Genomic DNA, 26,952 nt, shown 5'->3' with positions numbered 1-26,952 from the left:
AATTTTCTCATACAATCATGCATATTTCTTAGTATAAGAACATTGAGGTTTTTAAAAACAATATAAGATTACTCTTCTTTGGTACAATTAATTGAGATTATTGCAATAAAACAAACGTATTATAATGAATTTAGATTTAAAGTCAGTTAGTTAAAATCTTGAATGACTTTAATATCTTATCAAAGATAGCAACAAACTACGATCGCATATTTACTAAATCCACGTACAAACCTATCATGATATGATTATGTAAATTTATGTCATTATAACTTTATGTTTTACCCAAGCTTCATTAAAAGCCAGATGCGTTAGAATTCAAGCATATCTACATCAGATGACTGAATTAGTATTTTATATTTTAAAATGACTAACTCATGAGAACCGATCATTTTTTTTCTTTAGGATAATTTCATTTTGAAAATAGACATGATTATTGCTTTTTGATCGTTTTGGCTGGTTTGCAATCGTAGCTTCATCTTCATCGTTAATTGCTGACATAATATTCTATATTTTGCAAGTTATATAAGGTTTTATAAAGTAACAATTTACTAAGTTAAAGTAATCACAAATGTTACCTTCTTTTCCAGAATGATTGATACATTGCGATGGAAATAAGGTCTTTTAGTATCAAACTGCTTGGATGATAACGTTGATGGCTATAATTGAAATATGAATTTAAGATTAAAAAGAAGAGAAAAAGATGTTAGCAGAAGCAATTACTGAAAATGAGTCAAATATCAAGAGGAAGAAAGAGCTAGGAAGACACAGAGTTATTGCAAGAACATCAAATGAAAGTTAATTAATACACCTAGTGTTATATCACTAACACATAACAAACAACAATGGATTTTTATTCTAGAAATTCCTTTTAGTTATCACGGTAATGGTTCTTAGTATCTTTATCTGATAGTTCAACCACTAGTGAACATAATATGAATAATAATCTTAATTTGTTTTAAATACGAGTATATATTACCATTATTGATAACAAAATCGAACATAGAAGAATGGACAAATTATATCTGTGGTAAAGTAAGAAAGAATAACACAACAATCTCGCCCTCCCGCGAAGGAGAAGGAAGAGGCAGAGGAGACGTTAATAAGTCGACAAACGAGCAAAAAATTTTTGTAGACAATAAGGGTTTGCTTGCCGATCATAACAATATGAGTTAAATTTGGCAGGAATTGTTGATTTAAAACGTAGGTGTTTGGTTTTTGGAAATACAAACAACAGTATAGATGAATTCAATTCAAGAAAGTAAGATTTTGCAAGTTTTCTAGTTTTATTTTTCCACATTATCCACTCTTGTCCATTCCTTATTAGCTATTTAGTACAAGTTATATTTACAAATGTTACCAATAATAATATTACTGCTCAATGATTGATAATGCTTGATTACTAATTTTTTTCTGCACTTTTATTCCTACACTACGAAACCCTATGCTTTTAGATGCATTCACAGCGTGGCCAATGAACATTATGATCCCAATGAATGAAAATCTCACATGTGTTATATCATTTTTGGACATCTTCATTCACGATAAAGTATTAGGACTCATTTAGCTACAAAATAGAAGAACAGAAAGCAGAGGGAAAAATTATTTACAAATGTTAGTCAGACTTACGTTTTTTGTTCTATTGGATTATCCTCAAAATGGTTTTAGGTTAACTAAATTTGGTCAATTATCTTGATATTAACAAGACTGGTTAACCAAAACACATATCAACGACAAAAATATTATAAATAGAATTGTTACTGCTAGCCTGTTGTAGTAGAAGCATTAGTTGACCTCTTTTTGCGGCGACGGTTAGTTACTACAATAACATCTTTTTCAAATTGATTTTCTTGATTTACTTCTTCTTTTTCTTTTTCCACTAGTGAGTTATCTTTATTTTTCTGTCTTTTTTTTATTGAAATTTTGGCAGTAATATCAGTAAATTTCTGTAGATGTGATTGTTGTTTTTGTTGTTTAGAGACTTCTTTGACAGGGTCTTCCAAATGAACAAGAGAAGGAGAATTGATCACATAGTGTTTATATCTCCTTTCTACTTCCTTATTGTCTCCTTTAAGGACTCTTTCTATTTCTTTTGCCAAACACTTTTTGACAATTTCTTTGAGTTTATCTGTATCAGGGCCTTGTGGATAAGTAGCTAACAAATATTCAAAAATTTTCATATACTCGACTACTTTTTTGCGATACTCTTCCTCAGAGGGTTTGTGATTTTTAGTTATCTTGAACCAAGTAGTAGCACACTGAGCAGGATAGGATTTTGCAAGTTCTTCTATCACTCGCTCCATTTCGAAGAAGTCTAGCATAAAGACACCCTCCTCCAATTAAGAATAAAAGTGCTTTCCCTTACACTCAACTTAGATATTAGACGTTCTTGTACTATTTATGCTAATCCTATAGATTCTTTGGCTTTGTTCAGTTAACGATAATCCTATAGCTTGAAAGCATTCCATTTCTTTTATGCTTACTAGAAACAGAACGCCTTCAAAGTATGTATATTATGCACTACATCTATACTTTTCAGGTCTTTCTCTCAGGAGAGCCTCCGAAAGACTATCTCAACTTTTCAAAAGAAATCATGTTTCCATCTGGAACTGGATTCAAAAGTACAAACCCCAAAAGATGCAGTCACGCAGAAGAAAGGTTCTGGAGTATATTGTAGATGAAACGATGTTAAAGGTGGGATCAGAATACATCTGGCTATGGGTAGCAATAGAGCCCAAAAACAGACAAATTCTCGCACTATCTATCTCTAAGGAAAGAAACATGTTTGTTGCTGAAAGATTCATTGGTGGTTTAGTAAAATTTAATGGAAAACATCCAGTTTCTACGGATGGTGGTACATGGTACCCAATGGCCTGTAAGTTCTTGGGACTCAAACATCACAACCATTCCCCTTATGAGAAAAGCATCATTGAAAGAACGATGCAATATATCAAGGATAGAACAGAAAGTTTCGATGATTACTTTCCCTGCAGAGTAAAGAACTGCAAGTTAAAGCATGTACACAATTGGCTGCGGTTATTTATTGACTATCATAACAGAGAAATAAAACATATTAAGTGAACAGAGCCGTTTTATCAGATTAGCAGACATTTATACCATAGGTAGAAAATATTACTATGAAAAGTAAAAACAATCACAAAGGGATTCTGGGGATACATCACATTACTGCTATAGCAGGAAACCCCCAAAAAAATATTGACTTTTATACCGGTTTTTTAGGATTGCGGCTAGTAAAGCTTACGGTTAATTTTGATGATCCAACAACATACCATTTCTATTATGGAGATAATATAGGAAGGCCAGGTACTATCCTGACATTTTTTCCTTGGTACACAATGCCAAAGGGATTTAGAGGAACTGGTCAAGTGATTACTACATCCTTCTCAATTCCGGAGCACGCTATAGAATATTGGCTTAACAGACTAAAAAGCCACGAGATTAGTTATGCCGGTCCAATAAAGAGGTTCGACGACGGAGAAGATAATGAACAAGTGATTACCCTTTATGATCCAGATGGCATGGAGATAGAACTTGTGGCACATAAAATTGCTGAAGAAAGAAAAGAATATGTTTGGAGAAAAGGTCCTGTTCCAGAAGAATACGCTACCAGAGGTTTTTATTCAGCTACCCTTTCCTTAGAAGGATACGAGAGAACAGCCGATCTCCTGACCGAAAACATGGGTTTTTCAAATACAAAGAAAGAGGGGAATAGATTTCGATTCGAAATCAAAGACAAAGAAAAAATGATCGATAACTTCTACAGTAACAAAGAAAAACGGAAACTTGATCTCTTGAATTCTCCTTCTAGTGTAGATCTCATATGTTTGCCAGATACCCGGCGCGGTTATATGGGATTAGGTAGTGTTCACCATATTGCATGGCGCACCCCCAACGACGAAAGTCAATTAGATTTACGCAAAAGAATAGTCAATACAGGTCTTAATGCTACCCCCGTAATAGATAGAAGATATTTTCATTCGGTATATTTTAGAGAACCTGGAGGTATATTATTTGAAATAGCAACCGATCCACCGGGTTTTCTTGTAGATCAGAATGAAGACGAGCTAGGACAAAAGCTACTGCTCCCTCAATGGTTAGAACCCGACCGTAAATATCTTGAGCAAGTACTTCCAAAGATCAATATACCATCACTTGACAAATTTACTAATTATTCATCATCTAATCAAACCGATAAGGGTTTGACTGAAAGAGAGAAGAGAAAATGAATGATCTTGGTTTTAAACACCGTTTTATCCCTTCTCCCCCACTACAGCAGAAGCAGGGTGTAGGCAGCTCTGGTAAAACACATGGACACAAGGACAATCAGTCAGATTCATTAATTCTATTGTTGCTTCATGGTACAGGTGGAAATGAAGACGATCTAATACAAGTTGGCAAAATGATCTCTTCCACTGCATCACTTTTGAGCCCTCGAGGAAAGGTATTAGAAAATGGAATGTCGAGGTTTTTTAGACGACTTGCAGAGGGCATATTTGATAAAGAAGACCTAAAGTTTAGGACCAAAGAATTGGCTGATTTTGTTAAAGAGGCATCAAATATTTACTACTTTGATACAAACAAAACAATTGCAGTAGGTTTCTCTAACGGTGCAAATATAGCAGCAAGTTTACTTCTCTCGTTTCCAGAAACACTAAGTGGAGCTATCCTCTTTAGGGCAATGGTTCCTTTTGTTCCAACTTCGTTACCTGATCTATCTGACAAAAAAATTCTTTTATCTGCTGGAGTGTCAGATCCGATAGTATCAAGGAGCCAAACACAAAACCTATTTGATTTGTTGAAAAAAAGCGGAGCAAATGTAACTCTGCAATGGCAACAATCAGGTCACAATCTTACAGAACCAGATATCGTGTATGCAAAAGAGTGGTTGGACAGAAACTTCAGATGATTACTGGCGTTCTAGTTTGCTTCGATCCCAATTTGCAGTTGTTGCTGCAGCTGTGTAGGTGCTTTGAAGAAAATCCATCAAAAAGGAATCAGGTGTGCTTGATTTTTGTACCTCCTCATATGGTAAAATAAACTCACCCAAATTAGAATTGTAAAACGCTTCTTTTGGTGAGATTTCGAAATTCTTAAAGTCATTGGGCTCCGGATATGCATAAGAATAATAGAAAGGTTCAATTACTGAGTCCTCTCCTCCTGACCCTTCTGCACCTGGCCAAAAACCACAACTACTAACTTCATGAGAATATGCTTCTACCATTACATGTGGCGGACAATTTGGAACACCCGGATGAACTGGAGCGCTCCTTCCTGAAAATCTCGTAACGGCCAAATCAAATGCACCCCAAAAAAAGTGTACTGGGCTAACTTTGCCGATAAACTTTGATCGAAAGTCTGTGAAAACACGAGAAGATTGAGCTAAAACCTTCCAGAACCTATGGGCATACACAGGATCATAAGTATGATGTCTATAGTCTCTCTCAAATGGAATTCTTTCTTCTACTTCTACTGGAGTTGTCCATATATCCACATTTATTTTAAGATCATTGAGTGCAGTCATTACCTCTTCATAGAACTCTGCTACAGATATCGATCTTAACGGAATTTCTTTTCGTTGATTGCCAGATACGGTAATTAATAACAAATGAGAATTAAAATCAAAGTCGATTTTTAGTAATCGATCTTTATAATAAATAGTTGAGGTACTGAGTCCCGTTGGAGTTATGTAAAGGGTAGTATTCCACCAATGGTTCTCTAATGGCGTTAAAGCAAGACGGATTTTGCCTACAATCTGTGTCCACATATGAAGGGTTTGACAAGTATCCTTCCATTCTCCAAAAGGCAGGGATGGCCATTCATTACTAAGCATCAATAATATTTTTCCACCCCCTATTCAATAAAAACATGATCAACAAAACACCATTTCCAGTTTTCCTGAGGTTCGTATGATTTTATGACGGGATGTTTGGTGCTTTGAAAGTGTTTAGTTCCGTGCTTATTTTTAGAATTATCACAACAACCTACATGACCACATGTAAGACATAATCTTAAATGTACCCAGTCTGATCCGATCTTCTCACATTCTTCACATCCATTTGTATTGCCCTTTATATCCAAATCGACATTCTTAACATGCTCACACTGAGTTGTATACCCATTTTGTTCAGACAACATAACATGTCAACATCACCGTAATAATTAAGTATTGTAGTATTTGGGAAGTAATCAAAAGTAATGATCTTTTAATCGCATTCGTCCAACTCGATAATTATTAGGAAAGAGAAGGTTCATTTTTAAATATACAAATTGGTTATCATTCACAAGTATACGTACAATACCCACTACTAGTATTAAATATAACATTCAGTATAAGAACACTCGAACATTTATGAAATAAATTACAACAGGATAGATTTAACGGCTCTGTTCATTTAACGATAAACCCATAGCTTGAAGATGTCCTATTTCTTTTATGATTAGCAGAAACAGAACACCTTCAAGGTATGTGTATTATGGCTTACATTTGTACTTTTCAGGTTTATCTTTAAGAAAAGCCTCGGAAAGATTGTCTCAGATGTATAAAAGAAACCATGTCTCCATCTGGAATTGGATTCAAAAATACAGGCCTCAAAAATTGAAAGCATCAAGAAGAAGAATTCTAGAATATATTGTAGACGAGACAATGTTGAAGGTAGGGTCAGAATACATCTGGCTTTGGGTGGCGATAGAGCCTGCAAACAGACAGATCCTCGCACTTTCTATATCCAAAGAGAGAAACATGTTTGTTGCAGAAAGATATCTTTCTAATTTGATCAAAGTTCATGGAAAGCACCCAGTTTCTACAGATGGTGGGACTTGGTATCCCATGGCTTGTCAGTTTCTCAAACTCGATCACCATATTCATTCTTCTTACGAGAAAAGTGTAATCGAAAGAACGATGCAATATATCAAGGATAGAACCGAAAGTTTCGATGATTACTTTCCTTGTAGAATAAAGAACTGCAAGTTAAAGCATGTACGGAATTGGCTGCGGCTCTTTGTAGACTATCATAACAATGAAATAAAACATGTTAACTGAACAGAGCCGATTTAACTATTTATCCACATACGCAACCTTGCATAAACTTTTATCTACTTTGGCAAGTTTATCAATGTCATGCATATGTGTATTATCACCTTAGTATCATTAAGCATTTTTTCAATTGCATCTTTATTTTCCCATTGTATGTAACTTAGTACTTTGATCCCATCCATACTTATGTGAATGTAGGCTGAAATAAATCCATCATATTTTTTCGTTATTTGTTTGATAGCATCTTTCTGCATTTCGATTAGTTTTCATTGACTAGATGAACCTCCACAGTAAAATGCCTATTAGAGTTACATCCTTTCTATCTTCTTGTATCATATTCATACTACTATAGTAAGACTAAACAAGACTTTTAAGAAATTAAAATACTTGTACACCTATTCAAACTAAGTAACTAGATATGAAGTTAACAACAAGATCTAAGGTGTAGAAGAACATAAATATAGAGAAAAAAAATATAATTATTGTTAAAACCAATTGTATTGGTAATCAATTGAGTTTGTATTCTAATGTAGGGATTTGGCACACCGTCATAAATCAAATGCCATTCTTTTTACACAGAATGGAGGCTTATATGCCAATAAAGCTCTTTACAGTAAGAACAATCTTAATTAACATCCACATACACGCATTAACCAAGTGTTGAGTCAAAAACCCTATTTACAGTAATAACAACAAGAAGGCTAATAAAATAACATCGAGTAAAGCGTTGGCTATACATAGGATAAAACCAACAATTCTTCAGATCGGATCAGATCATACTCGATTACGCAATCAAGATATTCATGAAAGTTAACTAGAATAGGAATCCATCCGTAATCCGTCCGGTTAGTGATAGATTTACATGTAAACACCTAATCAAAGATTAGTTGATGAACAAAAGAATTGTAAGACCTTTTTTACTGTTAGTATTGGTGTTGACCACATCCTTAAACATGATTGTTTCAGATTCTCAAGACGCTTCTGCTACACATATATCTAAACCCATACCATATCTGGATAAAAACGAATTTTACTCGAGTGAAACAATAGATGTGAATGGTTGGGTAGAGTATAACAATATGCCTGCCTCAGATGTATTAGTACAAGTATTTCTTGAGAATAAACAAGATAAATTAACTTCAGCTAATGTTACAAGTGACTCGAATGGAAATTTTTCTACCATTCCTTCAATTCCCAATGAGATAGAGCCGGGAAATTATACCATTAGTGTCACAAGTCTTTGTCAAGAGATCCACAGTAATGTTTGTACATATCAATGGGAGGAACTTCCAATTGCCATAAAATAAACCCAATCACATGTTACATACCTATATTTATCAATTTGGATTCCTTGCTCATTTTCTTTCTCTCTCTTTCTGCTCCTCAGATCTTTAGAATATCCAAAGTTGCTCTTGTTACACTCTTAGTAATCCCAATATTAAGAACGAAAAGGTTTTTACAGCTAATTTAGTGTAATCATACCTGACCACCTCACAAAAATAAAAAAAGCAATTCTCCTGTTCAAAGGTTCTCAACCATTCTAGATATTTTTAGAAAGATTACCGAGTTTGATGGTTTACAAACAATTTACTTCAACATATACGAGAAACGTCTTTCGAAGAAATTGCCATGTATGAACAGTCTAGGTACTAAATAGACAACATTGGGATCTACCTAGTCTATATCTGAAACTAGTTATTATGATCTTAATACGAAATCCGTAAGATACCACCTCATTTCACATCATAACGAGATCATCGATCAAATTATGGGTAGATGTAACTGTTTTTGTTGATTCAAGTTTTTCTTGAATCATTTAAACTATATGTAAAATTTATAAATAACATTCAATAACTAAAAACACATTGAATTTACTGGCAATTGATGACAGTAGTGATACGTTGGAAGCAATATCAGACTACTGTAATATCGAAGGGGTGAAATGCAAAGTAGCCAGCGAAGGTCTACAAGGACTTCTCGAAATTCAAAAACAAGAGTATGATCTCATCCTATTAGATATGGCAATACCAGAATATTCAGGATTTGATATTTTAGATCAGTTAAAAAAACAGGGTGTGCGAGAAAAGAACTTGGTTGTAATAACAGCAGCCAAGCTAGATATGGATAATTTTAGTGACTATAAGGAGGTAGGAATAAAGGAAGTTTTGCATAAACCAATAAGCCTTGACCAGCTAGATGAACTCATAGATAAATACTCAAAGGCCAGAAAGGGAGCCCATATTTCCAGTGTATAAAATAGAGTACACACAGATTCTTATTCTATCGTATCGATAATTTTTCAAAATAGCAAATTTCTTTCTTTTCGCTCAGAGCTGTTAAACTCTTAATTATTGATATAAAGGCAATCCCAGTCCCAGATTTGTTACTACAAAGTATTATTACAATCTTTAAATGATAAAGAAAGAGAAAGAGAGGGAAATGATAAAGCACTAAGATGAAAAATCATCCATATTGGTTGATATCATCATTTTTGGTAGAATCTCAAATCTACATCCACTAAGTTTGTCACTGATAATATCTCTCAAAAATGATGGATAGGGAGTAGTACGGGGTTGACTACTACTTTATCAGAAGAAGTGCCCATGTGTTTGATATTGCTTTCACAGGAGTATAAGATATCTTTCTTTCAATTCCACCTATCTCCTCGACCATAGTACCATTTTCCCCATTTAATGCAAGTTTATATGACTTTAGATCAGCAATTAGACCATCATTTCCTTCAAATAGGTTTGTCGAATTTTTACTAGACTGTGTTATTATTGTACCATTTCCATCCATCAATACAATATTACTATCATCATTACTGTTACCTCCATTGTTGGCAATATTCAAAATATCAGTGAATAATTGCAAATTCAATCCCGTTGATAAAATACCCGTAATGTTAGATTGCGAGGGTGTGTTTCTGTTATCGTATGTCTCATTGAACGAAGATTCTGCGTAAAGCGGAACTGCTAACTGTACTTGTTTTAACCCTGAGGCTGCTGAGGTAATTACGTTGCCAAGATATGCGTCATTAGTAGATATTACACCTTGATAATAGTCCCTGAATGATAAATTATTAGTTGACAAATTTTGTTGACGGGCAAATGGCTCTAACAAGTATACATCACCATTAGGCAAAAGAAACAATACTGAAACAAAATCCATAGGATGATTTGATAGTATATAACGGGCTATCTGTCTTTTTTCTGATTCGTCTTCTGCAGGGATTCCTGGTACTTCATCTTTATTAACATGGTTAACAAACGAAAAGTTTTGTACCTCTGGTAACTTACTCAAGACTTCAAGAATTGCTTTGGGTTTTTCGAGTCTTTTTTCGATCGCGTAGGATGCCAAGCTAATCAATGATTCTTCATAGTTAGAAGTAGAGGGCACTTGAGAAGAGAGTGGAGGATCTTGAATCATGGTAATTGGATTAGCTGATGTCGAACTATTAGTTGAATTGTATATCGATGAATCAAACTTAGTCTCGTTATTTGCAAAACTACTGAAATCAATAGAATTATTGAGAGATAATTGAGCAAATGTATTTTGACTTGTTTCTGTCGATAGGGAGCCGACCAAAATGGTAGAGATTAGACCTGTTAGTAGGTAAAACAAAGGTCTTATATTCTTACTTACATGCAATGATTTTGGATTTTTCAATTACGTCTGAAAGTCAGAACAGCTAAAATATATGTCTTTAATTATCCGAGTCTAATTATACATATTATTTTCTAGTTTAAAATGTCTCTATAATAATGAATATTGAATAATTTTAAGTAATCTCTCGTTATCATTCTTGGTTTTTTGTTTCGTCAACTTGCAAAGTCTATTATTAATAAGACTGGGTTAACTTAACTCAAGATAGTGAATTGTAAAAAGTGTTAAACCTGAGGATTGAAATAATCTTATTAACCTCAGACTAGTCAAGCCTGAAAAATTCAAATTTACACCTCATCGTACATGAAACTTTGGTCATGTGTATTTCCAACTATGAGATATAGTAACATAAACCATGATTCTTTGGATAAGAGCCATCATTAGCTATCTAGTTAGTATTCTAATTATAGTGATATTTGACACAATCAATAACTTAAACAGTAAACAATAAAGCCTGTGATAGTATTAGTTGTATCAAAAAAAACTCACAAGTAATGCGAAAATACAGTATAATCCAATTTAAATATTTTTTGTTGAAATATGCATGCTTCTTAAATTTAAGTAGAAAATTTTATTTTGTAAATCTAGCTAATTCTTTACTAACCTCAATAACCTTTAGAGGATCTTTTCCGATGGGTACAAAATTATAATTAAATACAATATGTTCAACACCCATTGTCTTAAGTCTGTTAATATCCTCTCCTATTTGATCAATAGTACCCGTAAATGGAGCTCTTTCATTATTAGATGAAGAGGATTGATTATCTATTATATTTGGAAAAGTAACCATTATTACTTGAAATTTATTATGATCTTTATTACCATTATCATTAGATAATCTTATTCCTTCAATTATCTTCTCAACATACTCCCAGCCTCCAACTAGGGCACCAATCCATCCACTTAGACCAAATTTTCTTATTCTAGCAAATGTTCCTGGTGCTGCACCGCCTAGATAAACACGTATGTTATTTTGAATTGGTTTCGGATCTATCCTTGATGGAGGAATTGTATAGTATTTTCCTTTATGATTTACAACATTATCGGTCCAGATTTTCTTCATGATAAAGATAAATTCATCTGCTCTTTCTGCACGATTATTAAACGGAATATTAGATGCTTGATATTCATCTTTTGACCACCCGATTCCTAATCCAGATATTATTCTACCATTAGACAACACATCCAGAGTAACAAACCGTTTTGCGAGAATAATTGGTGTAAAAAAGAACATATCCTCAACATGTGTTCCGAGGGAAATATTGTTAGTAATTGCTGATACATATGCCAAGACATCAAGTGCATCCAAAACATATTGATATTCTTTTGGCAAACTACCATCAGAAGTTACAAGATAAGGTGTTTGGGGTTCTATTGGCCATAAAATCCTTCTTATAGTCCACAATGAATCAAATCCTTCATGTTCAGCTCGTCTTGCGATATATGAAATATTTTCGACCGTCGCCTGTGGACCAACATTAGGTAAAGTTATTCCAACTTTCATAAATAAAATTCAAATCATGTTCATTTAAGAAGTAGGAATATATTGTAATCAAATGAATTACATTAGGTTAAAAAATTACTTTGTGATTACATGAACATAGTTATGACTAAATCTAGGCAAATAATTTAACCAAGTATTTGATCAATAAATGCGTATTGTTTTGTCTGGGAGTGCCTTTTTATAGTTGAATAAGATAGAAAGACAGCCTACAGAAGGCATAACCTTCAGGATTCCTTCAAGTCTTCTCTCAAAATTACGACAAGAATCCCAAAAAAAGCATGTGAGTTTAAATACGCTCGTTAACCAAATTTTCAAAGAACATACAGAGTGGCACATGTATGCTGCACAAGCTAAACTACACCAAGTCCCAAAGAATACTTTATCTAGGTTAATTGATAAGCTTACAGAGTCGGAGCTATCCGATGTGGCTATCGATATGGCTAAAAAGGACTTTGTAGAGGTGGGACTTTTGCTAAGAGGCGAGTTCACCATTTCTTCATTTATAGATATCGTTGAAAACTGGTCAAAAATATCAGCATTTCCATATAAATACGAGATAAAAGAAAATGTTCACACATTTATAATTCAGCACGATATGGGTAAAAAGTATTCATTGCTAATTAAAGAAATTTATAGTTACTTATTACAGGAAACCTTTCAGAAAAAGTTCGAGTTCATCATTACTGATAATACAATTGTTTTCAAGTTTAGTGATCCTTACTGAGCAATAATCTATTTATTTGTTAAATTGATGTTGCATCAAACTTTTGTCTCACTGAAATCATAAAAAAACTATTCAGTAGTTCTGCAAATCTTCATTTTCAATGTCTAATTTATCTTGATCTTTTTGACTAATACTATGTTGTATTTGTAAATCTCTCAAGCGACAGGGTTTTTTTTGGGCTCTTTCTTGATATGATATTTAATAACTTATTGTAAGTTAAGAAGGTGGATTAGTTTTTAAGTTAATGATTTTTGTTTCTAGTTCTTTGAATTATAACCCATATCTTGATTCCATCATAGACTTTTCTCCTAAAATCTAATCAACCGTAACCCACAAGTTTTTCCATAATATGGACAGTAACATCAAAACGTCAATGTTTTGTTCACCATTCATTCTCCCACTCCACATACAGCAAGTTTTTATTTTAAAATCAGGAATTATTCTAGGTGGCAAGTAAGTTTAAGACCAAGAACAATCTTTGATAATCTCCATCTCCAGGTATTGATCGTCAACCTAAACATCTTTCTGTCAGTATCATATGAGTCGTATTTAGATTTGTTTGACACAATACAAAATCACAAAAGATGTGATATCAAGTTGTATGAAAGAGAGAGATAGAGAGAGGATTCATCCATTCATTTAAGAGTATCGAATGAGGAGAAGAGGAGAGAAGGAGAAAATAATATTCTATATTAGTTTGTCATTTGTTATTATAGTTTAAACTTAAATCTAACACACGAGATTATAGACCATAGAAAATGGTGAAAGTTACTTCCTATTATTTAATGATCGTCTTACTTTTAGTTTCCTGTTTGTTTGTAGTTGAACATGTCTATGCGCAATCGTCAGCAAATAACAGTAATGATATTGATGGTATTTACATATCAGACATGCGAGATATTTATCAGATCAAACAAATAAACAATACTGTTTGGATATTAGGTACTGAAGACTCAGGCAATGGACAAGGCACAATAGTAAATATCTTTAGCGGAACTCTAGATAAATCTAACAACAGGATAACTGGAGAATGGATAAGTAATCCTTTATTTAACAATACGGTTGGGGGGAATATTTCTTTTGATCTTTTGATAGGTGATTCGAAAGAAAATATAACTATAAACACGATCTCCTCTACTACAGAATCAAACAATATTTATCCGCTCAATATGTTGACCAAATATAACCCTGCTATACACGATCCCCTAAAGGTGTATGTATCTATAGAAAATATATTAATCAATATACCTCGTTCCCCCACATCTGATAAACTGTACATAGGTTTAAGTGGACAGAAAAATGACGATAACCCTTTGACGGCAACTAAATACCTAGGATTTAGAGCTGATGGTTCGAATATAACAGCTGATCTAAGAATAGGTCCATTTTTACTGGACAATAAAAATGATACTCTTAAGGTGTACATATTAGGAGTAGATAAGGAAGACGGTACAACACCATTCACACTAACCAGTATTAGAGATACCTTAATTCAGTTAATGGAACAGTCTTACAATGTTACAGATTTGGTTCAAGGCATCAACATCATTAGATCCTTAACACCCGCTTTAATACCGACAGGATGTAACGGAATAGTATTTATGGATAAGTTTGAATTTTTGTCTGAATCCCTAAGAAATTTGACCATCTCCTCTAATGGAAAAGATATTCAAGAAAAAACTTATACGGGAACAACAAGTCCACCAGGTTGTGGTCCACCTTCCCAATATGTCGTTAAACTATCTATTACGGCATTCATATAATCTCATTTATTTTGACTTCCATGATAGATGGGCCCATAGTAACAATCCACATCTATAGAATGAAGTGTTATCAAGCACTGAATGACGGCAGGTTCACACCCTAAAAAAATAGATTTGAATGAGTTCTTTCGGATATTAAAGTGATTTGAATATCATTTTCCAAATTTACTTCAAAAAGAAATAAAATTATGTCTTTAATAAATAACTCGTTCCTTTCTACCATAGGCTTCTCTTGCAACACTTATCGCACCTTTTCTTAACAACATTGCTCTATATACGATTTGCTTGGCTGTTTCCATAGCAACCTTTCTAATGTTGAATTCGGAGTTGGTACCTCCTTCCTGATCTGAGAACAATAGCGAGTCGTAAAGTGCTCTTTTAACATTATTTGTAATTTTATATTCTATTAGATCAAATGCTTCCTTTTCAGTTCGGCCCTGATACTCAACAAATGAACCAATAACACCACCAGAATTCGCAAGAAAATCGGGTATAATCAAGATATTGTTGGACACCAGAAATTGATCAGCTGTTGGGGTAGTAGGAATATTTGCACCCTCTACAATGACTTTAACATTGTTATTCAATAACTTGGGAGCAGTAGTATCATTTATAACGCCAGTCAACGCTGCAGGAATAAAAATATCCGATTCTACAATAAAAATTTCGTCTTTATCCAAAATATTATAACGGTATTTTTGATTCTGTTGTTTGTTACTATCTGCTAATAGATCGCTTAATTTAGACTTGTCTTTCATATCATTCATTAACTGAGGGATATCCAGACCTTTTTCATCAAATACAAATCCCGATATATCACTCACGCCGATAACTTTTATACCTAAATCATTTAGATATTTAGCAGTAAACGAACCTACATTACCAAATCCCTGGATAACTACCCTAATATCGCTGCTTTTTTTATCCAAATTATTTGAAAGATCAATAATGGATTTAGAAGTCCTTAATCCCTTGCGCTTAATGTCCTTTAAAAAATCTAAAGTAGTTCTTAGTGCAACGCTTACACCATATCCAGTTGTGCCTAACTCGTGAGGAATTCCACCAAGTTCCTGTGGCTTCCCTGTACAAGCTCTCATATCACCTATCTCATGTGCAAATACGGCCATATCCAATTCGGTTGTACCAACATCAGTAGCTGCAATATACTGTGAAGGACAATAAGGACTAATCATTTTAGCAAAAGATTTCATCCACTCTACTTGATTAACCTTACCAGGGTTTGCAATAATTCCTCCTTTAGCACCACCAAATGGTAATCCTGCTGAAGCACATTTCCAAGTCATAGTTCTTGCAAGCTTAAACACTTCTGCAGGAGTAACGCTTTCTGCAAACCTTATACCCCCTTTGCCAGGACCTGTAGATGTATTGTCGATAACCAATACTCCCCTCATACCTGTGTCAGGATCATATACCTGTAATACTTTTTCTGGACCCCACTCATCTATTTCATACCATCCGAAACTTTTGTCAGCTTGAAAGTCTTTTACATTAGATACTAGATTTGAATGTGACAAAACTGAATCAGAGTTTACCATTCCACATAATATTATCTATCATATGTTATAATCATTTATTTTTTACAGATTTCTCATTTTTGTAAGACATCCTTCCTTCGTATAGTGTAAGTTCAGGTGATAGGACTCGATTCAAAGTATCAATTAATAGCTGGAATGAAATATAATAGTTAGTAAAATATTTTGAAGGCAACCATAAACCTAAAATGAGTAAGGTTGTACAATACACCGTTTTTGCAAGAGATTTATTCAAAAAGGAAGAAATCGTATCTAAAGCAATCAAATATTCATCATATTTCGAAAGTAAATCCGATCTTTATTGTATTATTTAGATCCTATTATTAGTTTCATATGAAATTTAGTATCTAAATAGAGATCATAAAGATAAAAAAAGAAAATAATGATGCTAAAACAACTTCAACCTCTACATCAATGGACAACAATATTCTTGATCTAAACAAATGAATGAATGAATAATGATACGTCCTTACTATTCAGAGTTAACAAGGCTAATTTTTTAGTCAGCAACATACTTTGTTTATGCTCTATGGTCATTATTTTCGAAAGGCAGAATATTTAAGACTGAATTTGATGAAATACTATGGAAATATCAACAATGGCCATCCAATGGGATTCTTTGACAATAGAAATGGTTCTATTGGCAGGAATAATATGGTTTTCCATATATATCGAGCACTGGGCTTTTCAGCGATCCAGTAGAATGCAAGATCAAAAGTCTTTAGAAAACATTCTCAAATTTGTAGAAGATGATTTGAAACACAGAAATAAATTTGTAAACGAATCTATAGAAAACGAAAATTATCGACCATTTCTTACTGATATGTGGGACGCAGTTATAATTGCGGGCAAACATTCTCTTTTAGACTTCCATTTATTTCAAATAATACAAAGAACATATTCATGGATGAAATACTATAACAGTGAATTAGAGTGGACCAAGAAAAACGAACTTGACAAAAAGATACTAAAAGAGTTACTAGTTGAAGTCAAAAAGTCGATCGAAAAATCCTTGAACAAAATCCATGAGTATAACAGTTACCAAAAAACATATTAATTTTATAAAGATCGTCATTTTTTCTCTGAACTTAACTCTATAAATAATGCTATTTCCTATTCTTATTGTGGAAGCATCAATAGGACAGATATTACAAGATTTTGCAGTTATAATGATTGTTGCCTCTGCAATGACTTTGGCTTTTTACAAGCTAAAGCAACCTATGGTTATAGGATTCATCGTTGCAGGCATCGTAATCGGTCCTTATAGTCCACCATTTAGTCTTATCCATAACCTAGAAGTACTCAACTTATTCGCAGAGATGGGAGTAATCCTCTTACTTTTTACTGTTGGAATGGAATTTCCTATTCAAAAATTAAAAGAAGTTGGAAGAAAGGCAATTGTAATAGCTTCAAGCGAAGCCTTTGGTACTTTAGCCATAGGTTTTATAGTTGCACAATCATTAGGATTAGGATTTTACGATAGTCTTTTTGTTGCTCTTGCTATATCAGTAACTAGCACTGTTATCATAATGAGAGTTCTTGGAGAACTCAAAATGATGAAAGACGAATCAGCTACATTGATCCTGGGTACAACAATAATCGAAGATATCCTCATAATCTCACTATTGGCCATATTTCAATCCACAGGTGCGAGTGGAGAATTCTCTCTTAACGAAATCATAATATCTGTTGGAATAACCATAGGTTTTATTGCAGGAGTGCTAGTAGTAGGCTCCAAAATTATTCCCAAACTAATTGACATAGTTGCAAGAACCAACCAACACGACGTTCTAATAGTTGCAGCTGTAGGACTGGCTTTTACATTGGCCTTTGTATCATTTCAACTGGGAATATCTGTTGCTGCAGGTGCATTTTTTGCAGGTGTTCTTGTTGCAGAGTCTAGATCTCATGCTGTAACAAGTGTTTTGGCTAATCCAGTAAAAGACATTTTTGCAGCATTGTTCTTTGTATCGGTTGGTGCGCTCATGGACTTTTCACTGATTCCCCAGTTTATAGTCCCTGCATTGATATTGATAGGAGTTTCAATTGGTGCAAAATTCATGACTGTTTACCTTGCAGCCAGACTCCAAAAATTAAGTAACCTCACTTCGACAAGAGCTGCATTGGGATGTTCATCATCTGGTGGTGAAATAGCACTAGTAGTAGCAAAAGGAGGAATTGATGTCGGAGCGGCAAATCCTATTATTCTACCAATGATTGGTACGATGACAATTATAACAACATTCATTGCTCCTTATGTCATAAAGTATGGATGGAAATTTACTCAGAAGATTACCAAGGTACAAAACAAAGAAGACGAACGTAGCAGTCAAGTGCAACCTTCAAGTCCTGACGAAACTTCAAACAAACCTCCTTGAGAATAAATCAAAGTTCAAAAATCAAAATACCTACTTTATGTCCAATCTAAAAATCTATATCTATCAGTGAAAGAATATTTTAATAAAAATCTTATCTTTTTAACTTTTTATAGAAAATAGAATATTTGTAAATATTTTTAGAATATTTTGAATTAATCGTCAGTATTTTCCTTTTCTATCCTCTCAAGAGGGTAGAATAAACGACATAAAACTATCTCATAGTCAATTTTTTCTAATAATCTAGCTGGCCGTTTCTATCATAACTTTGTTTTAGACAAATAGCAAAACCTACATGACCGCAATCATCGGTATTACAGGTCATGCAATATGGCATCCCTTCCCTATACGCTACAATCACATTTTTTAAAATGCTCTTATCAAACAAAATGACATATTTATTATCAAAATAGTCTTTGACTGCTATCAAAGTATTCCCAGAATCAGTCTCTTTTGATATTAACCATTTCATAAACTCCATGGTACCTAGATCTAGGGTAGACAAGTCAGTATTCTTCTCAGATGTTTTGGACGTTTCGGACAAGTCTTTTTTTAACTTTCCTTTTTTTCAGGATATATATGATCAAAAAAGGTATTAAAGATATCTATACAAAATTGCTTAATCTGATTTTTTAATTTGGCTATTTCTTATAACATGTTAATCAGATAACTAATAGCTGGTGTTAAGAGGCTTTCATCTATCTTACTATTAACAGAGCACAAGATACTTCTTCTGCAACTTTCCGTGCAACACTTCCTAATTTTTTAAATAGTCCTGAAAGTCCTTTACGCCCAATACTACCCATAACAATGAGATCAATGTTATTTTGTTTAGTAAAATTAACAATGGTATCTGCCGGATCGCCTATTATAATTTCGGTAGTTATCGAAATATTGTGTTTAGCATATTTGTTTTTCACGTCCTTGAGAATCTCAGCCATTTCATTCTTCATCTCATTATGGAGCTTATTTACTAATGGAGTTATAATTACCTCATTGTTTTTTGACTCTATTTTTGAATAATGAATTGGTAACGGTATTTCGCTAACTACATGTAATATGAAAACTTCCGATTGATTCAACATTGCCAATTCTATAGCTTTTTCCAAAGCCTTAATTGACAGCTCTGAAGTATCAAATGGTACTAGTATGCGTTTATAGAGCATCAACTAACAATGAGTATAGAGGAATATAAGCAATATACATATCACCCCCCCATTAAAAAGAAAAATGGCTTTACTGACCTTGGTTTGTTGATTAGTAGTGTTATTTCGAGAAGATATTAAAGCCACTTATATAAGTCATTGTAATTGTTATTGTTGTTGTAACTGTTGTTGGTAGCAACACCACATTAACAGAAGAGTCGGTAGATACAATTAAAAGTCATTACATAAGCATCAGGACACTCCCAATATCGCATTATTATTATCATTATTTCAATAATGATACTATTAAAATACATCGCGAATAAAGAAAAAAGAGCAAGAAAGTGCCAAAAAGCAGAGTCGATACTGATTCAAAGATGTCAAAATTAGAGAAAAGTGATTCAATTCTACTGATTGCAATTGCTGTTTCTACAGTAATGGGTATCTTTGTACCATCATTTGGAATAATATTCGAACCTTATCTTCTGGTTCTACTGGGATCCTTGTTATTCTTAAATTTAATAAAAATGGATCCGCAACAATTAGGATTACAGTTCAAAAGACCCATCCCCATCATTTTGTTTACCACGATCAAGCTTTTGGCAATCCCACTCTTTTTATTTGGAGTTACAAATATGATTTATCCGTCTCTTGCGATCCCAGTATTACTGCTATCAGGAATATCGACTGGACTAGGAGCACCGTTTGTGATTAACCTGTTTGAAAAAAGTCATCAATTGCCGTTAGTCGTGGGAATGATAATATCATCATCTATTGTCGTTCCGTTTTCTCTGCCGTCATTAGTATATTTTTTAATCGATACAGAAAAATTCCATATCCCTCTTATAGATATGATAATCCTATTAGCTGAAGCTCTTTTCTTGCCTTTATTTGCCGGGTGGGTAGTAAAGGATAAGATCCCAAAAGTAGCTAAGAAAATTGAGGAAAGATCCTTCTTTCCTTCTGTTCTTTTGATAGCATTCATGAATCTAGGAATATATTCAAAATTTTCCAATTATTTCATTTCTGAATACCCATTTGTAATAATAATGATTATTGCATCTTTTGTCTTGTTCTTCGTTTATGGGTTTATAGGATACATTGCATCATACATAATAGGAGAAAAAAAAGACAAATCATCTAAAGCTGCTTCATTTGTAATCATGAGTTATATAAATAACACCCTCGTTATTGTATTTGCATCCCAGTTTTTTGGAACGGAAGTAGGTGCCTTGGCAGCTTTTTATAATTTGGCATATTACGGTCTAATGGTACCCTTGAAAAAATTATTTTTTGGTTAAAATTTTTTGTTTTATGTGATAATACATATAGCAATATTCAAGCAACAATAACGACGACAACGACAACAATCAAGAGCAGAAAATTAAAGAAATTCTGGTTGCAGACAAATAGTTAGCATCAGTAGGATTATCAAATCCATTACAGATTTAATTTCAATATACAAAATCGATACTCACTAAAGATGTGCAATAGGTGATCCCTTTGTTCAAAAGTTCGAAATATTGGTAGTAAAACGATGACTTAAAGATATGCTCGCATACTAACAGCATTTCAATGGCATTACAAACTCTGTTATCTTATTATTGTCATAGGATGTGAAACTGCTTCCGAAACTTTTCTTGATACACTGCCTAGTCCTTTGAATTTAGCCAGGCCCTGCAGCCCATTACTTCCCATAACTATTAGATCAACCCTGTTATTATTAGAATAGTCTACGATTTGATTAGCGGGATCGCCATAAAGAATTAGCGATTCTAATTTGATTCCGTCGATGTGTTTATACCTCTCTTTTTTTTCGTCCATATCTTTTTGCATTAGATTTGTTGTTTCTTGATATACACCATCAGCATGTTCATCTAAAGATGATTTCTTAATTTTACGACCAATTTTCATTTTATCTAAAAGAGTTTTAGCAATGGGTATTTCTTGCACCACATGTAACATTACTATCTTGATAATTCGTTTTTTTGGATCGCCCAAAAATATCGCTTTGGCCAAATAAACTGCATACTCCAAAGCATTTTCAGAAAAATGGGAACCATCATAAGGCACTAAAATAACTCGTAGGTCCAATCTCAAGGATAAAAAATTACATATCTTAATAAATTTGCTATGATTCTAGACTTTTATTTGCATGACAGAAATTTACTATGAACATCAATTAACTAAATTCCGTTTATATAGTGAGCATTTTAGAGCCGCAGATGGATTTTTTAAAAAACATCATTACTAATTGCATCAAATATTGCATTTGATCCGTAAAGTTTTGGATCATATAATGTTACTGTTCTAGTACTGTTATATAATTACTATGTTTTTTCTCATTTCCAGTTTTTACAAGTTATCATCACATACTAATGATAAGAGGACTGTCATCTTATCAGTCCTTTTGTAGTAGCATCATTCTTACCAATAATAGTATTTAATTATACATCAACAATATGACAAAAAAATTAAGACTGCGAATCACCATAAGAACGTTTATGATCATGATTTTTCAATGAATTATGATGATGAAGACCTCTTAATGTTTCATGAATTTGATTTCTGTATAGAGTCAAACCAATCCTGGATGCATAAGGCTGTCCTCTTGCAAACGATTCTGCTATATTTTTTACAAACTCGGGTTCCACTTTTGGGGGCATTGGAGGATCAAATGGATCTACATAAACTTCAATAATTGTTGGTACTTTCTCATCCATTGCTGTGTGAACCATCGATCCCACATCGCTCGGATCCCTGATAGTATAACCTTTTCCACCACATGCTTCAGCGAACTTTGCAAAGTTTATTGGTGTAAACTCTACGGCGTACTCTGGATTTCCCAGGAAAGCCATTTGTTCCCATCTTATCATACCCAACGTATTATTTTTTATTATTATTACCTTGATTGGTAAATCGTACTGAACTGCAGTTGCAAACTCGCCCATCAACATTGTGAAACCTCCATCTCCAACAAAAGCCACGCATTGTCGTTCAGGATATGCGATTTGGGCGGCTATTGCGTAAGGTAATCCACACCCCATCGTCGCCAATGTACCAGATAAGGAGAATTTCATTTTGTCATGAACATAAATATAACGAGCGGCCCAAATGGTGTTTGTTCCGCTATCTACCGAGACAATTGCATCATCATCTAATTCATTAGATACAGCGGTGGCGATAACTTGAGGTTTAATGGGTTTGTCAGTACGACTGCCTTGTTCTTTTAGACGACTTTCCCATGTCTTCATTTCTTTTTGTTTTGATTCCAAAAATTCATTGTCTTTTTTCTGCCTTACCTTTAACATTGGAATTAAAGCCTTTAATGTTAGTTTGGCATCCCCAACTAATCCAATATCCACAGGGTAACGCAATCCTATTCTCTCAGGAACAATATCAATCTGAATTCCTCTTGCCTGTCCAGGTTTTGGAAGATATTCGATATATGGAAAGGAAGTTCCTATCATCAATATTGTATCGGCTTCATTCATGGCATCGCTGGCAGGACTTGTTCCTAACATTCCAATGCCACCAAGGTTGTATTGACTATAATCAGAGATCACTGCTTTTCCTAATAGGGCTTTAACTACCGGGGCGTTTAATCGTTCACAAACCATAGTAACATCTTTACCTGCATCTAAAGCGCCCTGACCTACCAAGATTACGATTTTATTTCCTTCATTTAGTATATCTGCAGCCTTTTTCAACAGGTCTGAGCTTGGAATAATTTCATGATTAAAGTTGTCCGAGGTATGACCTTTTACCTTATGAGGTGAATATTTTCCTTTTAATTTCTGTTCCTGGACATCTATTGGAATGGTTAAATGACTCACGCCTCTACGGCCCAAAGCGTTTCTACAGGCAATATCTACAGCCATTTCTGCATGTTCTGGTGAGTTTATTATATTATTATATACAGCCACATCAGAAAATAATTGCAATAGATTTACATCTTGCTGATAACTTGAGCCCATAAGATCTGAATAAGTGGTTCCCGTAATAGCCAATACAGGAGTGCTATCAAGTTTAGCATCGTACAGCCCATTCATGAGATGTATCGCACCAGGTCCGGATGTGGCAACACATACACCAAGTTTCTTTGTATATTTAGCGTAGGCACAAGCCATAAACGCAGCCGATTCTTCATGTCTTACCAAAACAAATTTGATTTTATCTTGCCTTTGTCTAAGTGCCTCAATAAAACCGTTAATGCCATCTCCAGGCAAACCGAATACAACGTTTACATTCCAATCAATCAGGGCTTCAGCTACAATTTCGGCTGTTTTGTAATTCCGATATTCATTCATATAAATAATCAAGGTCATACAAGTATTTAGTTACCCATAATCTTTGATCGTTGGTTCATGGTTGCATGGAAATCTAATGTAACAAAATCAAAGATAAAGCATCTTGACAGGATTATTGGATTTCAAAATAATAAAAAATCCAATATTAGATCCATCAAACGAGCGGGAAAGTTCTATCGAATATATTAGAAAGATCGCCAGACAACTTTAATTAGAGTAGTTTACACTACCGCAGACAGATGAAGTTATCTAAGGTACAGTATGTTGCTAATTGGAAAGACACAGACATTGATTGCAACCTGGAACTACAATGTTTGATGAAAAGGTTTGGATCAACTTCCGGACTTGTGTGTGATATAATTCCTCACAATCCTTTATGATAACTCTACACAATAGTATTTAAAAAAGTGATTATATGTGTTTATGTAACTGCTCTTATAAGTCCCTTATTTGGTTAAGATCTTTTAAATGTGAAATATAATATTGTTCGGTTCCCTATATCTGCTCATAAATATATTATTTCTCTCACTTCCATTCAAAAATTATTGATTAAGTATCCGATGTCATGCTTTCTACTGTTATTATTTTCACTTATAAAAAGAATTACTAAACCAAAAACGCGAGAAATCATAATAAACCTCTTTTTGAGGTATTGGAAAATCTTCAGACATGACAGTAGTAATTAATTCTCTATTACCCATCAAGAATTTAAATATATCATGTTCGGTCACTATACCAACAAGACTGTTTCCTCCTAGAATAATTACCCTTCTTATCTTTTGCTCATACATTAATTTCATTGCATCTAAAACAGATGCATTATGTGAGAGCGTAATTAATGGAGAGCTCATGAGTTTTCTGACAGGTACTTCTAGGTCGGCCAATGAAAATGTGCTCACTATCCTAACTATATCCCGTTCAGTAATAATGCCTACAGGATTTTTGCTCTCATTATTATCAACTACGACTACTGAACCTATGTTATTATCCATCATAACTTTTGATGTGTCAAAAATGTTTTGTTCTTGATCGATTACTTTTACATTTTTATTAGCAATTTCTGATATACCAATCGATTCTAAGCCCATTAACTAACTTCTATTTCCTTTTATATTAAATTATATCCCAAAAGGTCCACTTCATCTAGTATTATCAATCCATTTGATGCGACCATTATCAAACTTGATCAAAGAATCAATTACAAGCTTTAATTTGTAGTTACAACATGCTAGAAAAGTCACTCGCTTGAAATTTCTTTCCTACTAAATCCTACCTAGATAGAGGCGATATGCCACTTGTTGCAAAAATGCATTTTATATCTTGAACATGAAAGATGACAGATTATTTTGCAAATGAAGCAATTAAGCAGTAAAGATATTAGGATGATTAAAATAATTTATCTTCAATTTAATCTTGCACTTGAAAATAACTAGCTAATCGTTTCAAAGAAAGAGAAAAAACAAGCCAGAAACCCCTATGTACATTTATAGAAAATTGATAATTTTCAAGACCAATAATACGGAGCATCAAAAGCTTAATCCAATTGATTTCTATAAATGCTATCTAATATCTCTTTATTGTTTTTTCTCTATATTTTTTTCTCATTCCAAACCCACGAAATGATCTTGTCCTAAGCTTATAGTTACAACAAGGACAATATTGGTTTTCATTCCATTGTATGAAAATTTCACAAATACTACATCTTTTTTGTCCTTGGGCATACCATGAAGAAATGGCAGGGTCCTTTTTTGCTTTGAATCGTACACAAATACCATTACAGCTCATAAATATATAACCCCCAAGGTTCCGTTACATAGAAAAATCGTCATTGTCCTTACCTCTGTTAGCACCAGTACTCCTTCTTATAGAGAGTAATCTCGACACCCTCCTTTAATTTGACCTCATATATACGACGAGGACTATTATTATTGTCTTTGCAGAGTATAGGTTTCAGCATTTGACACCACCATAATGAAAAAATTATCTATAAGTAAGAATATTTCTTTGTCTTCCTACACTTCTCATACGAGACCACCACATTCTAACGGCTATAAAAACAAGCAAGCTTCCCATGACAGTTATACCAAAAATCAACAGAATTTCATTAACAGATAGATTATGTAAACCTGGAACGCCATTTCCAAATGCTCCTGCTGATGAGGCTGCTTCTACTTTAGAACGCGCTATTTCAAAAGATTGATACCACGGATCAGAAGTCTGTAATAGGCTTTGCTCTTGAATATTCTGAGCATATGTTGAGATTACTCCATTAGGTACTGAAGCCAAAGAAATCAAGCCTAACACAGATATCAATGCAGCTGATAACAGTTTAGGTATCATTTTTATCTTCTGAATAATGTTATAACGATTATTTTTGATGATTTTAGTTACAAACTCTCTTGTGTTCATAATGAAATCACCAATTGATCCTATCTATAAGTTGAAATATAAATTTTACTTTATGTAATAAAACAAACAATATGTTAGAAGTATATATAGTTTTTATTAGTGTTAACAACATTAATCATGCATATACCATGATTATCATTCGCTTATTGACTTGTATGCTAAAACTACAAAAAAATACTAGTATTGAAAGAAGTATCCAGTGAAATCTTCAACGATTTGACTGATTTAGGGGATTTCATTATCAGGATAAACGGATTACAGGTTTGAACATCTTGGTTAGACATATAAAAATTATTTATGAACTGTTGCGAAAATATCATACATGATCTGAATTAATAATAGCAGAATTTTGCATTCATAGACATAATATAGCTACAAGATCCGGTGAAAAACTATTTGATACATCAATTTAGAAATATTAACCATCATAAAACAGATAAAGTAAAAGTATA

At 33.6% G+C, this 26,952-nt stretch carries 25 protein-coding genes; 12 read left to right on the top strand and 13 right to left on the bottom strand.

Features of this window, described 5'->3' with window-relative positions; translation table 11 throughout:
- Positions 1-372 precede the first annotated feature (372 nt).
- Positions 373-498 carry a hypothetical protein gene (locus NFRAN_RS14365; protein WP_269472321.1) on the bottom strand — a complete coding sequence of 42 codons (126 nt, stop codon included), beginning with the start codon at positions 496-498 and terminating at the stop codon, positions 373-375.
- A gap of 483 nt (positions 499-981) precedes the next feature.
- On the opposite strand from NFRAN_RS14365, the gene NFRAN_RS08665 reads away from it, so the two are divergent.
- Complete coding sequence (locus NFRAN_RS08665) at positions 982-1,173, top strand: hypothetical protein (protein WP_134484615.1); 192 nt, start codon at positions 982-984, stop codon at positions 1,171-1,173.
- 587 nt (positions 1,174-1,760) lie between these two features.
- Here NFRAN_RS08665 and NFRAN_RS08660 read toward each other — a convergent pair.
- Entirely contained in the window at positions 1,761-2,318 is a 558-nt protein-coding gene (locus NFRAN_RS08660; protein WP_134484614.1) for a hypothetical protein, read from the bottom strand.
- Between the two features lie 154 nt (positions 2,319-2,472).
- Between NFRAN_RS08660 and NFRAN_RS08655 the strand changes: the two genes are divergently transcribed.
- Genes NFRAN_RS08655 through NFRAN_RS08645 form a run of 3 tightly spaced genes read left to right on the top strand, consistent with a single transcriptional unit; the run spans position 2,473 to position 4,924 of the window.
- Positions 2,473-3,078, top strand: a complete 606-nt coding sequence (locus tag NFRAN_RS08655; protein WP_134484613.1) for a DDE-type integrase/transposase/recombinase — start codon at positions 2,473-2,475, stop codon at positions 3,076-3,078.
- A 56-nt stretch (positions 3,079-3,134) separates the two neighbouring features.
- On the top strand, positions 3,135-4,244 hold the full coding sequence (locus tag NFRAN_RS08650) for a ring-cleaving dioxygenase (protein ID WP_134484612.1): 1,110 nt from the start codon (positions 3,135-3,137) through the stop codon (positions 4,242-4,244).
- Positions 4,241-4,924, top strand: a complete 684-nt coding sequence (locus tag NFRAN_RS08645) for an alpha/beta hydrolase (RefSeq protein ID WP_134484611.1) — start codon at positions 4,241-4,243, stop codon at positions 4,922-4,924. The genes NFRAN_RS08650 and NFRAN_RS08645 overlap by 4 nt, the downstream gene beginning before the upstream one ends.
- On the opposite strand, the gene NFRAN_RS08640 is transcribed toward NFRAN_RS08645, so the two are convergent.
- Both NFRAN_RS08640 and NFRAN_RS08635 read right to left on the bottom strand, forming a co-directional pair.
- Complete coding sequence (locus tag NFRAN_RS08640) at positions 4,925-5,848, bottom strand: DUF5996 family protein (RefSeq protein WP_134484610.1); 924 nt, start codon at positions 5,846-5,848, stop codon at positions 4,925-4,927.
- Positions 5,849-5,868: 20 nt separating this feature from the next.
- On the bottom strand, positions 5,869-6,153 hold the full coding sequence (locus NFRAN_RS08635) for a UBP-type zinc finger domain-containing protein (protein ID WP_134484609.1): 285 nt from the start codon (positions 6,151-6,153) through the stop codon (positions 5,869-5,871).
- A gap of 298 nt (positions 6,154-6,451) precedes the next feature.
- On the opposite strand from NFRAN_RS08635, the gene NFRAN_RS08630 reads away from it, so the two are divergent.
- The 3 genes from NFRAN_RS08630 to NFRAN_RS08615 all read left to right on the top strand — a co-directional run bounded on the left by NFRAN_RS08630 (position 6,452) and on the right by NFRAN_RS08615 (position 9,306).
- Positions 6,452-7,057, top strand: coding sequence for a DDE-type integrase/transposase/recombinase (locus NFRAN_RS08630; protein WP_134483188.1), 606 nt, complete (start codon positions 6,452-6,454; stop codon positions 7,055-7,057).
- Positions 7,058-7,941: 884 nt separating this feature from the next.
- Positions 7,942-8,358, top strand: a complete 417-nt coding sequence (locus NFRAN_RS08620) for a carboxypeptidase-like regulatory domain-containing protein (RefSeq protein WP_134484607.1) — start codon at positions 7,942-7,944, stop codon at positions 8,356-8,358.
- A 558-nt stretch (positions 8,359-8,916) separates the two neighbouring features.
- The gene (locus tag NFRAN_RS08615) at positions 8,917-9,306 is read left to right on the top strand and encodes a response regulator (RefSeq protein ID WP_172602228.1); all 390 of its coding nucleotides are present in this window, start codon (positions 8,917-8,919) and stop codon (positions 9,304-9,306) included.
- 325 nt (positions 9,307-9,631) lie between these two features.
- Here NFRAN_RS08615 and NFRAN_RS08610 read toward each other — a convergent pair whose 3' ends face one another.
- Both NFRAN_RS08610 and NFRAN_RS08605 read right to left on the bottom strand, forming a co-directional pair.
- Positions 9,632-10,720, bottom strand: a complete 1,089-nt coding sequence (locus NFRAN_RS08610; protein WP_134484605.1) for a cache domain-containing protein — start codon at positions 10,718-10,720, stop codon at positions 9,632-9,634.
- Between the two features lie 568 nt (positions 10,721-11,288).
- Positions 11,289-12,221, bottom strand: a complete 933-nt coding sequence (locus NFRAN_RS08605; protein ID WP_134484604.1) for a TIGR03619 family F420-dependent LLM class oxidoreductase — start codon at positions 12,219-12,221, stop codon at positions 11,289-11,291.
- 184 nt (positions 12,222-12,405) lie between these two features.
- Here NFRAN_RS08605 and NFRAN_RS08600 point away from each other — a divergent pair, with 184 nt between their 5' ends.
- Both NFRAN_RS08600 and NFRAN_RS08595 read left to right on the top strand, forming a co-directional pair.
- A complete protein-coding gene (locus tag NFRAN_RS08600; RefSeq protein WP_134484603.1) occupies positions 12,406-12,945 on the top strand; it encodes a hypothetical protein in 540 nt (179 codons plus the stop codon).
- Between the two features lie 758 nt (positions 12,946-13,703).
- On the top strand, positions 13,704-14,708 hold the full coding sequence (locus NFRAN_RS08595; RefSeq protein ID WP_134484602.1) for a hypothetical protein: 1,005 nt from the start codon (positions 13,704-13,706) through the stop codon (positions 14,706-14,708).
- Positions 14,709-14,902: 194 nt separating this feature from the next.
- On the opposite strand, the gene NFRAN_RS08590 is transcribed toward NFRAN_RS08595, so the two are convergent.
- Positions 14,903-16,264 carry a Glu/Leu/Phe/Val family dehydrogenase gene (locus NFRAN_RS08590; protein ID WP_134484601.1) on the bottom strand — a complete coding sequence of 454 codons (1,362 nt, stop codon included), beginning with the start codon at positions 16,262-16,264 and terminating at the stop codon, positions 14,903-14,905.
- A gap of 580 nt (positions 16,265-16,844) precedes the next feature.
- On the opposite strand from NFRAN_RS08590, the gene NFRAN_RS08585 reads away from it, so the two are divergent.
- Positions 16,845-17,318, top strand: coding sequence for a hypothetical protein (locus tag NFRAN_RS08585; RefSeq protein WP_134484600.1), 474 nt, complete (start codon positions 16,845-16,847; stop codon positions 17,316-17,318).
- A gap of 46 nt (positions 17,319-17,364) precedes the next feature.
- Positions 17,365-18,639, top strand: coding sequence for a cation:proton antiporter (locus NFRAN_RS08580; protein ID WP_197731163.1), 1,275 nt, complete (start codon positions 17,365-17,367; stop codon positions 18,637-18,639).
- A gap of 232 nt (positions 18,640-18,871) precedes the next feature.
- Here the strand turns inward: NFRAN_RS08580 and NFRAN_RS08575 are convergent, their stop codons facing one another.
- Both NFRAN_RS08575 and NFRAN_RS08570 read right to left on the bottom strand, forming a co-directional pair.
- On the bottom strand, positions 18,872-19,180 hold the full coding sequence (locus tag NFRAN_RS08575; protein ID WP_134484599.1) for a hypothetical protein: 309 nt from the start codon (positions 19,178-19,180) through the stop codon (positions 18,872-18,874).
- Between the two features lie 154 nt (positions 19,181-19,334).
- The gene (locus NFRAN_RS08570; RefSeq protein ID WP_145988059.1) at positions 19,335-19,802 is read right to left on the bottom strand and encodes a universal stress protein; all 468 of its coding nucleotides are present in this window, start codon (positions 19,800-19,802) and stop codon (positions 19,335-19,337) included.
- A 323-nt stretch (positions 19,803-20,125) separates the two neighbouring features.
- Here NFRAN_RS08570 and NFRAN_RS08565 point away from each other — a divergent pair, with 323 nt between their 5' ends.
- Positions 20,126-21,082, top strand: coding sequence for a bile acid:sodium symporter family protein (locus NFRAN_RS08565; protein ID WP_232037982.1), 957 nt, complete (start codon positions 20,126-20,128; stop codon positions 21,080-21,082).
- Between the two features lie 292 nt (positions 21,083-21,374).
- On the opposite strand, the gene NFRAN_RS08560 is transcribed toward NFRAN_RS08565, so the two are convergent.
- The 4 genes from NFRAN_RS08560 to NFRAN_RS08545 form a co-directional block, all read right to left on the bottom strand.
- A complete protein-coding gene (locus tag NFRAN_RS08560; protein ID WP_172602227.1) occupies positions 21,375-21,854 on the bottom strand; it encodes a universal stress protein in 480 nt (159 codons plus the stop codon).
- A 401-nt stretch (positions 21,855-22,255) separates the two neighbouring features.
- Complete coding sequence (locus NFRAN_RS08555; RefSeq protein WP_172602226.1) at positions 22,256-24,091, bottom strand: thiamine pyrophosphate-dependent enzyme; 1,836 nt, start codon at positions 24,089-24,091, stop codon at positions 22,256-22,258.
- Between the two features lie 587 nt (positions 24,092-24,678).
- Positions 24,679-25,179, bottom strand: a complete 501-nt coding sequence (locus NFRAN_RS08550) for a CBS domain-containing protein (RefSeq protein WP_134484595.1) — start codon at positions 25,177-25,179, stop codon at positions 24,679-24,681.
- Between the two features lie 892 nt (positions 25,180-26,071).
- Complete coding sequence (locus NFRAN_RS08545; RefSeq protein ID WP_134484594.1) at positions 26,072-26,500, bottom strand: hypothetical protein; 429 nt, start codon at positions 26,498-26,500, stop codon at positions 26,072-26,074.
- Positions 26,501-26,952 lie beyond the last annotated feature (452 nt).

The sequence above is a fragment of the Candidatus Nitrosocosmicus franklandus genome (genome assembly GCF_900696045.1).
Lineage (GTDB): Archaea > Thermoproteota > Nitrososphaeria > Nitrososphaerales > Nitrososphaeraceae > Nitrosocosmicus > Nitrosocosmicus franklandus_A.
Note: the sequence above shows the minus strand (reverse complement) of the source record. Positions and strands in the feature narration are given on the sequence as shown.

Bases quoted from the DNA above. Each gene is read 5' to 3' on its own strand.
- NFRAN_RS14365 (WP_269472321.1), bottom strand. From the start codon at position 498: ATGTCAGCAATTAACGATGAAGATGAAGCTACGATTGCAAACCAGCCA.
- NFRAN_RS08660 (WP_134484614.1), bottom strand. From the start codon at position 2,318: ATGCTAGACTTCTTCGAAATGGAGCGAGTGATAGAAGAACTTGCAAAA.
- NFRAN_RS08655 (WP_134484613.1), top strand. From the start codon at position 2,473: ATGCTTACTAGAAACAGAACGCCTTCAAAGTATGTATATTATGCACTA.
- NFRAN_RS08650 (WP_134484612.1), top strand. From the start codon at position 3,135: ATGAAAAGTAAAAACAATCACAAAGGGATTCTGGGGATACATCACATT.
- NFRAN_RS08645 (WP_134484611.1), top strand. From the start codon at position 4,241: ATGAATGATCTTGGTTTTAAACACCGTTTTATCCCTTCTCCCCCACTA.
- NFRAN_RS08640 (WP_134484610.1), bottom strand. From the start codon at position 5,848: ATGCTTAGTAATGAATGGCCATCCCTGCCTTTTGGAGAATGGAAGGAT.
- NFRAN_RS08635 (WP_134484609.1), bottom strand. From the start codon at position 6,153: ATGTTGTCTGAACAAAATGGGTATACAACTCAGTGTGAGCATGTTAAG.
- NFRAN_RS08630 (WP_134483188.1), top strand. From the start codon at position 6,452: ATGATTAGCAGAAACAGAACACCTTCAAGGTATGTGTATTATGGCTTA.
- NFRAN_RS08620 (WP_134484607.1), top strand. From the start codon at position 7,942: ATGAACAAAAGAATTGTAAGACCTTTTTTACTGTTAGTATTGGTGTTG.
- NFRAN_RS08605 (WP_134484604.1), bottom strand. From the start codon at position 12,221: ATGAAAGTTGGAATAACTTTACCTAATGTTGGTCCACAGGCGACGGTC.
- NFRAN_RS08595 (WP_134484602.1), top strand. From the start codon at position 13,704: ATGGTGAAAGTTACTTCCTATTATTTAATGATCGTCTTACTTTTAGTT.
- NFRAN_RS08590 (WP_134484601.1), bottom strand. From the start codon at position 16,264: ATGGTAAACTCTGATTCAGTTTTGTCACATTCAAATCTAGTATCTAAT.
- NFRAN_RS08585 (WP_134484600.1), top strand. From the start codon at position 16,845: ATGGAAATATCAACAATGGCCATCCAATGGGATTCTTTGACAATAGAA.
- NFRAN_RS08580 (WP_197731163.1), top strand. From the start codon at position 17,365: ATGCTATTTCCTATTCTTATTGTGGAAGCATCAATAGGACAGATATTA.
- NFRAN_RS08570 (WP_145988059.1), bottom strand. From the start codon at position 19,802: ATGCTCTATAAACGCATACTAGTACCATTTGATACTTCAGAGCTGTCA.
- NFRAN_RS08555 (WP_172602226.1), bottom strand. From the start codon at position 24,091: ATGAATGAATATCGGAATTACAAAACAGCCGAAATTGTAGCTGAAGCC.
- NFRAN_RS08550 (WP_134484595.1), bottom strand. From the start codon at position 25,179: ATGGGCTTAGAATCGATTGGTATATCAGAAATTGCTAATAAAAATGTA.
- NFRAN_RS08545 (WP_134484594.1), bottom strand. From the start codon at position 26,500: ATGAACACAAGAGAGTTTGTAACTAAAATCATCAAAAATAATCGTTAT.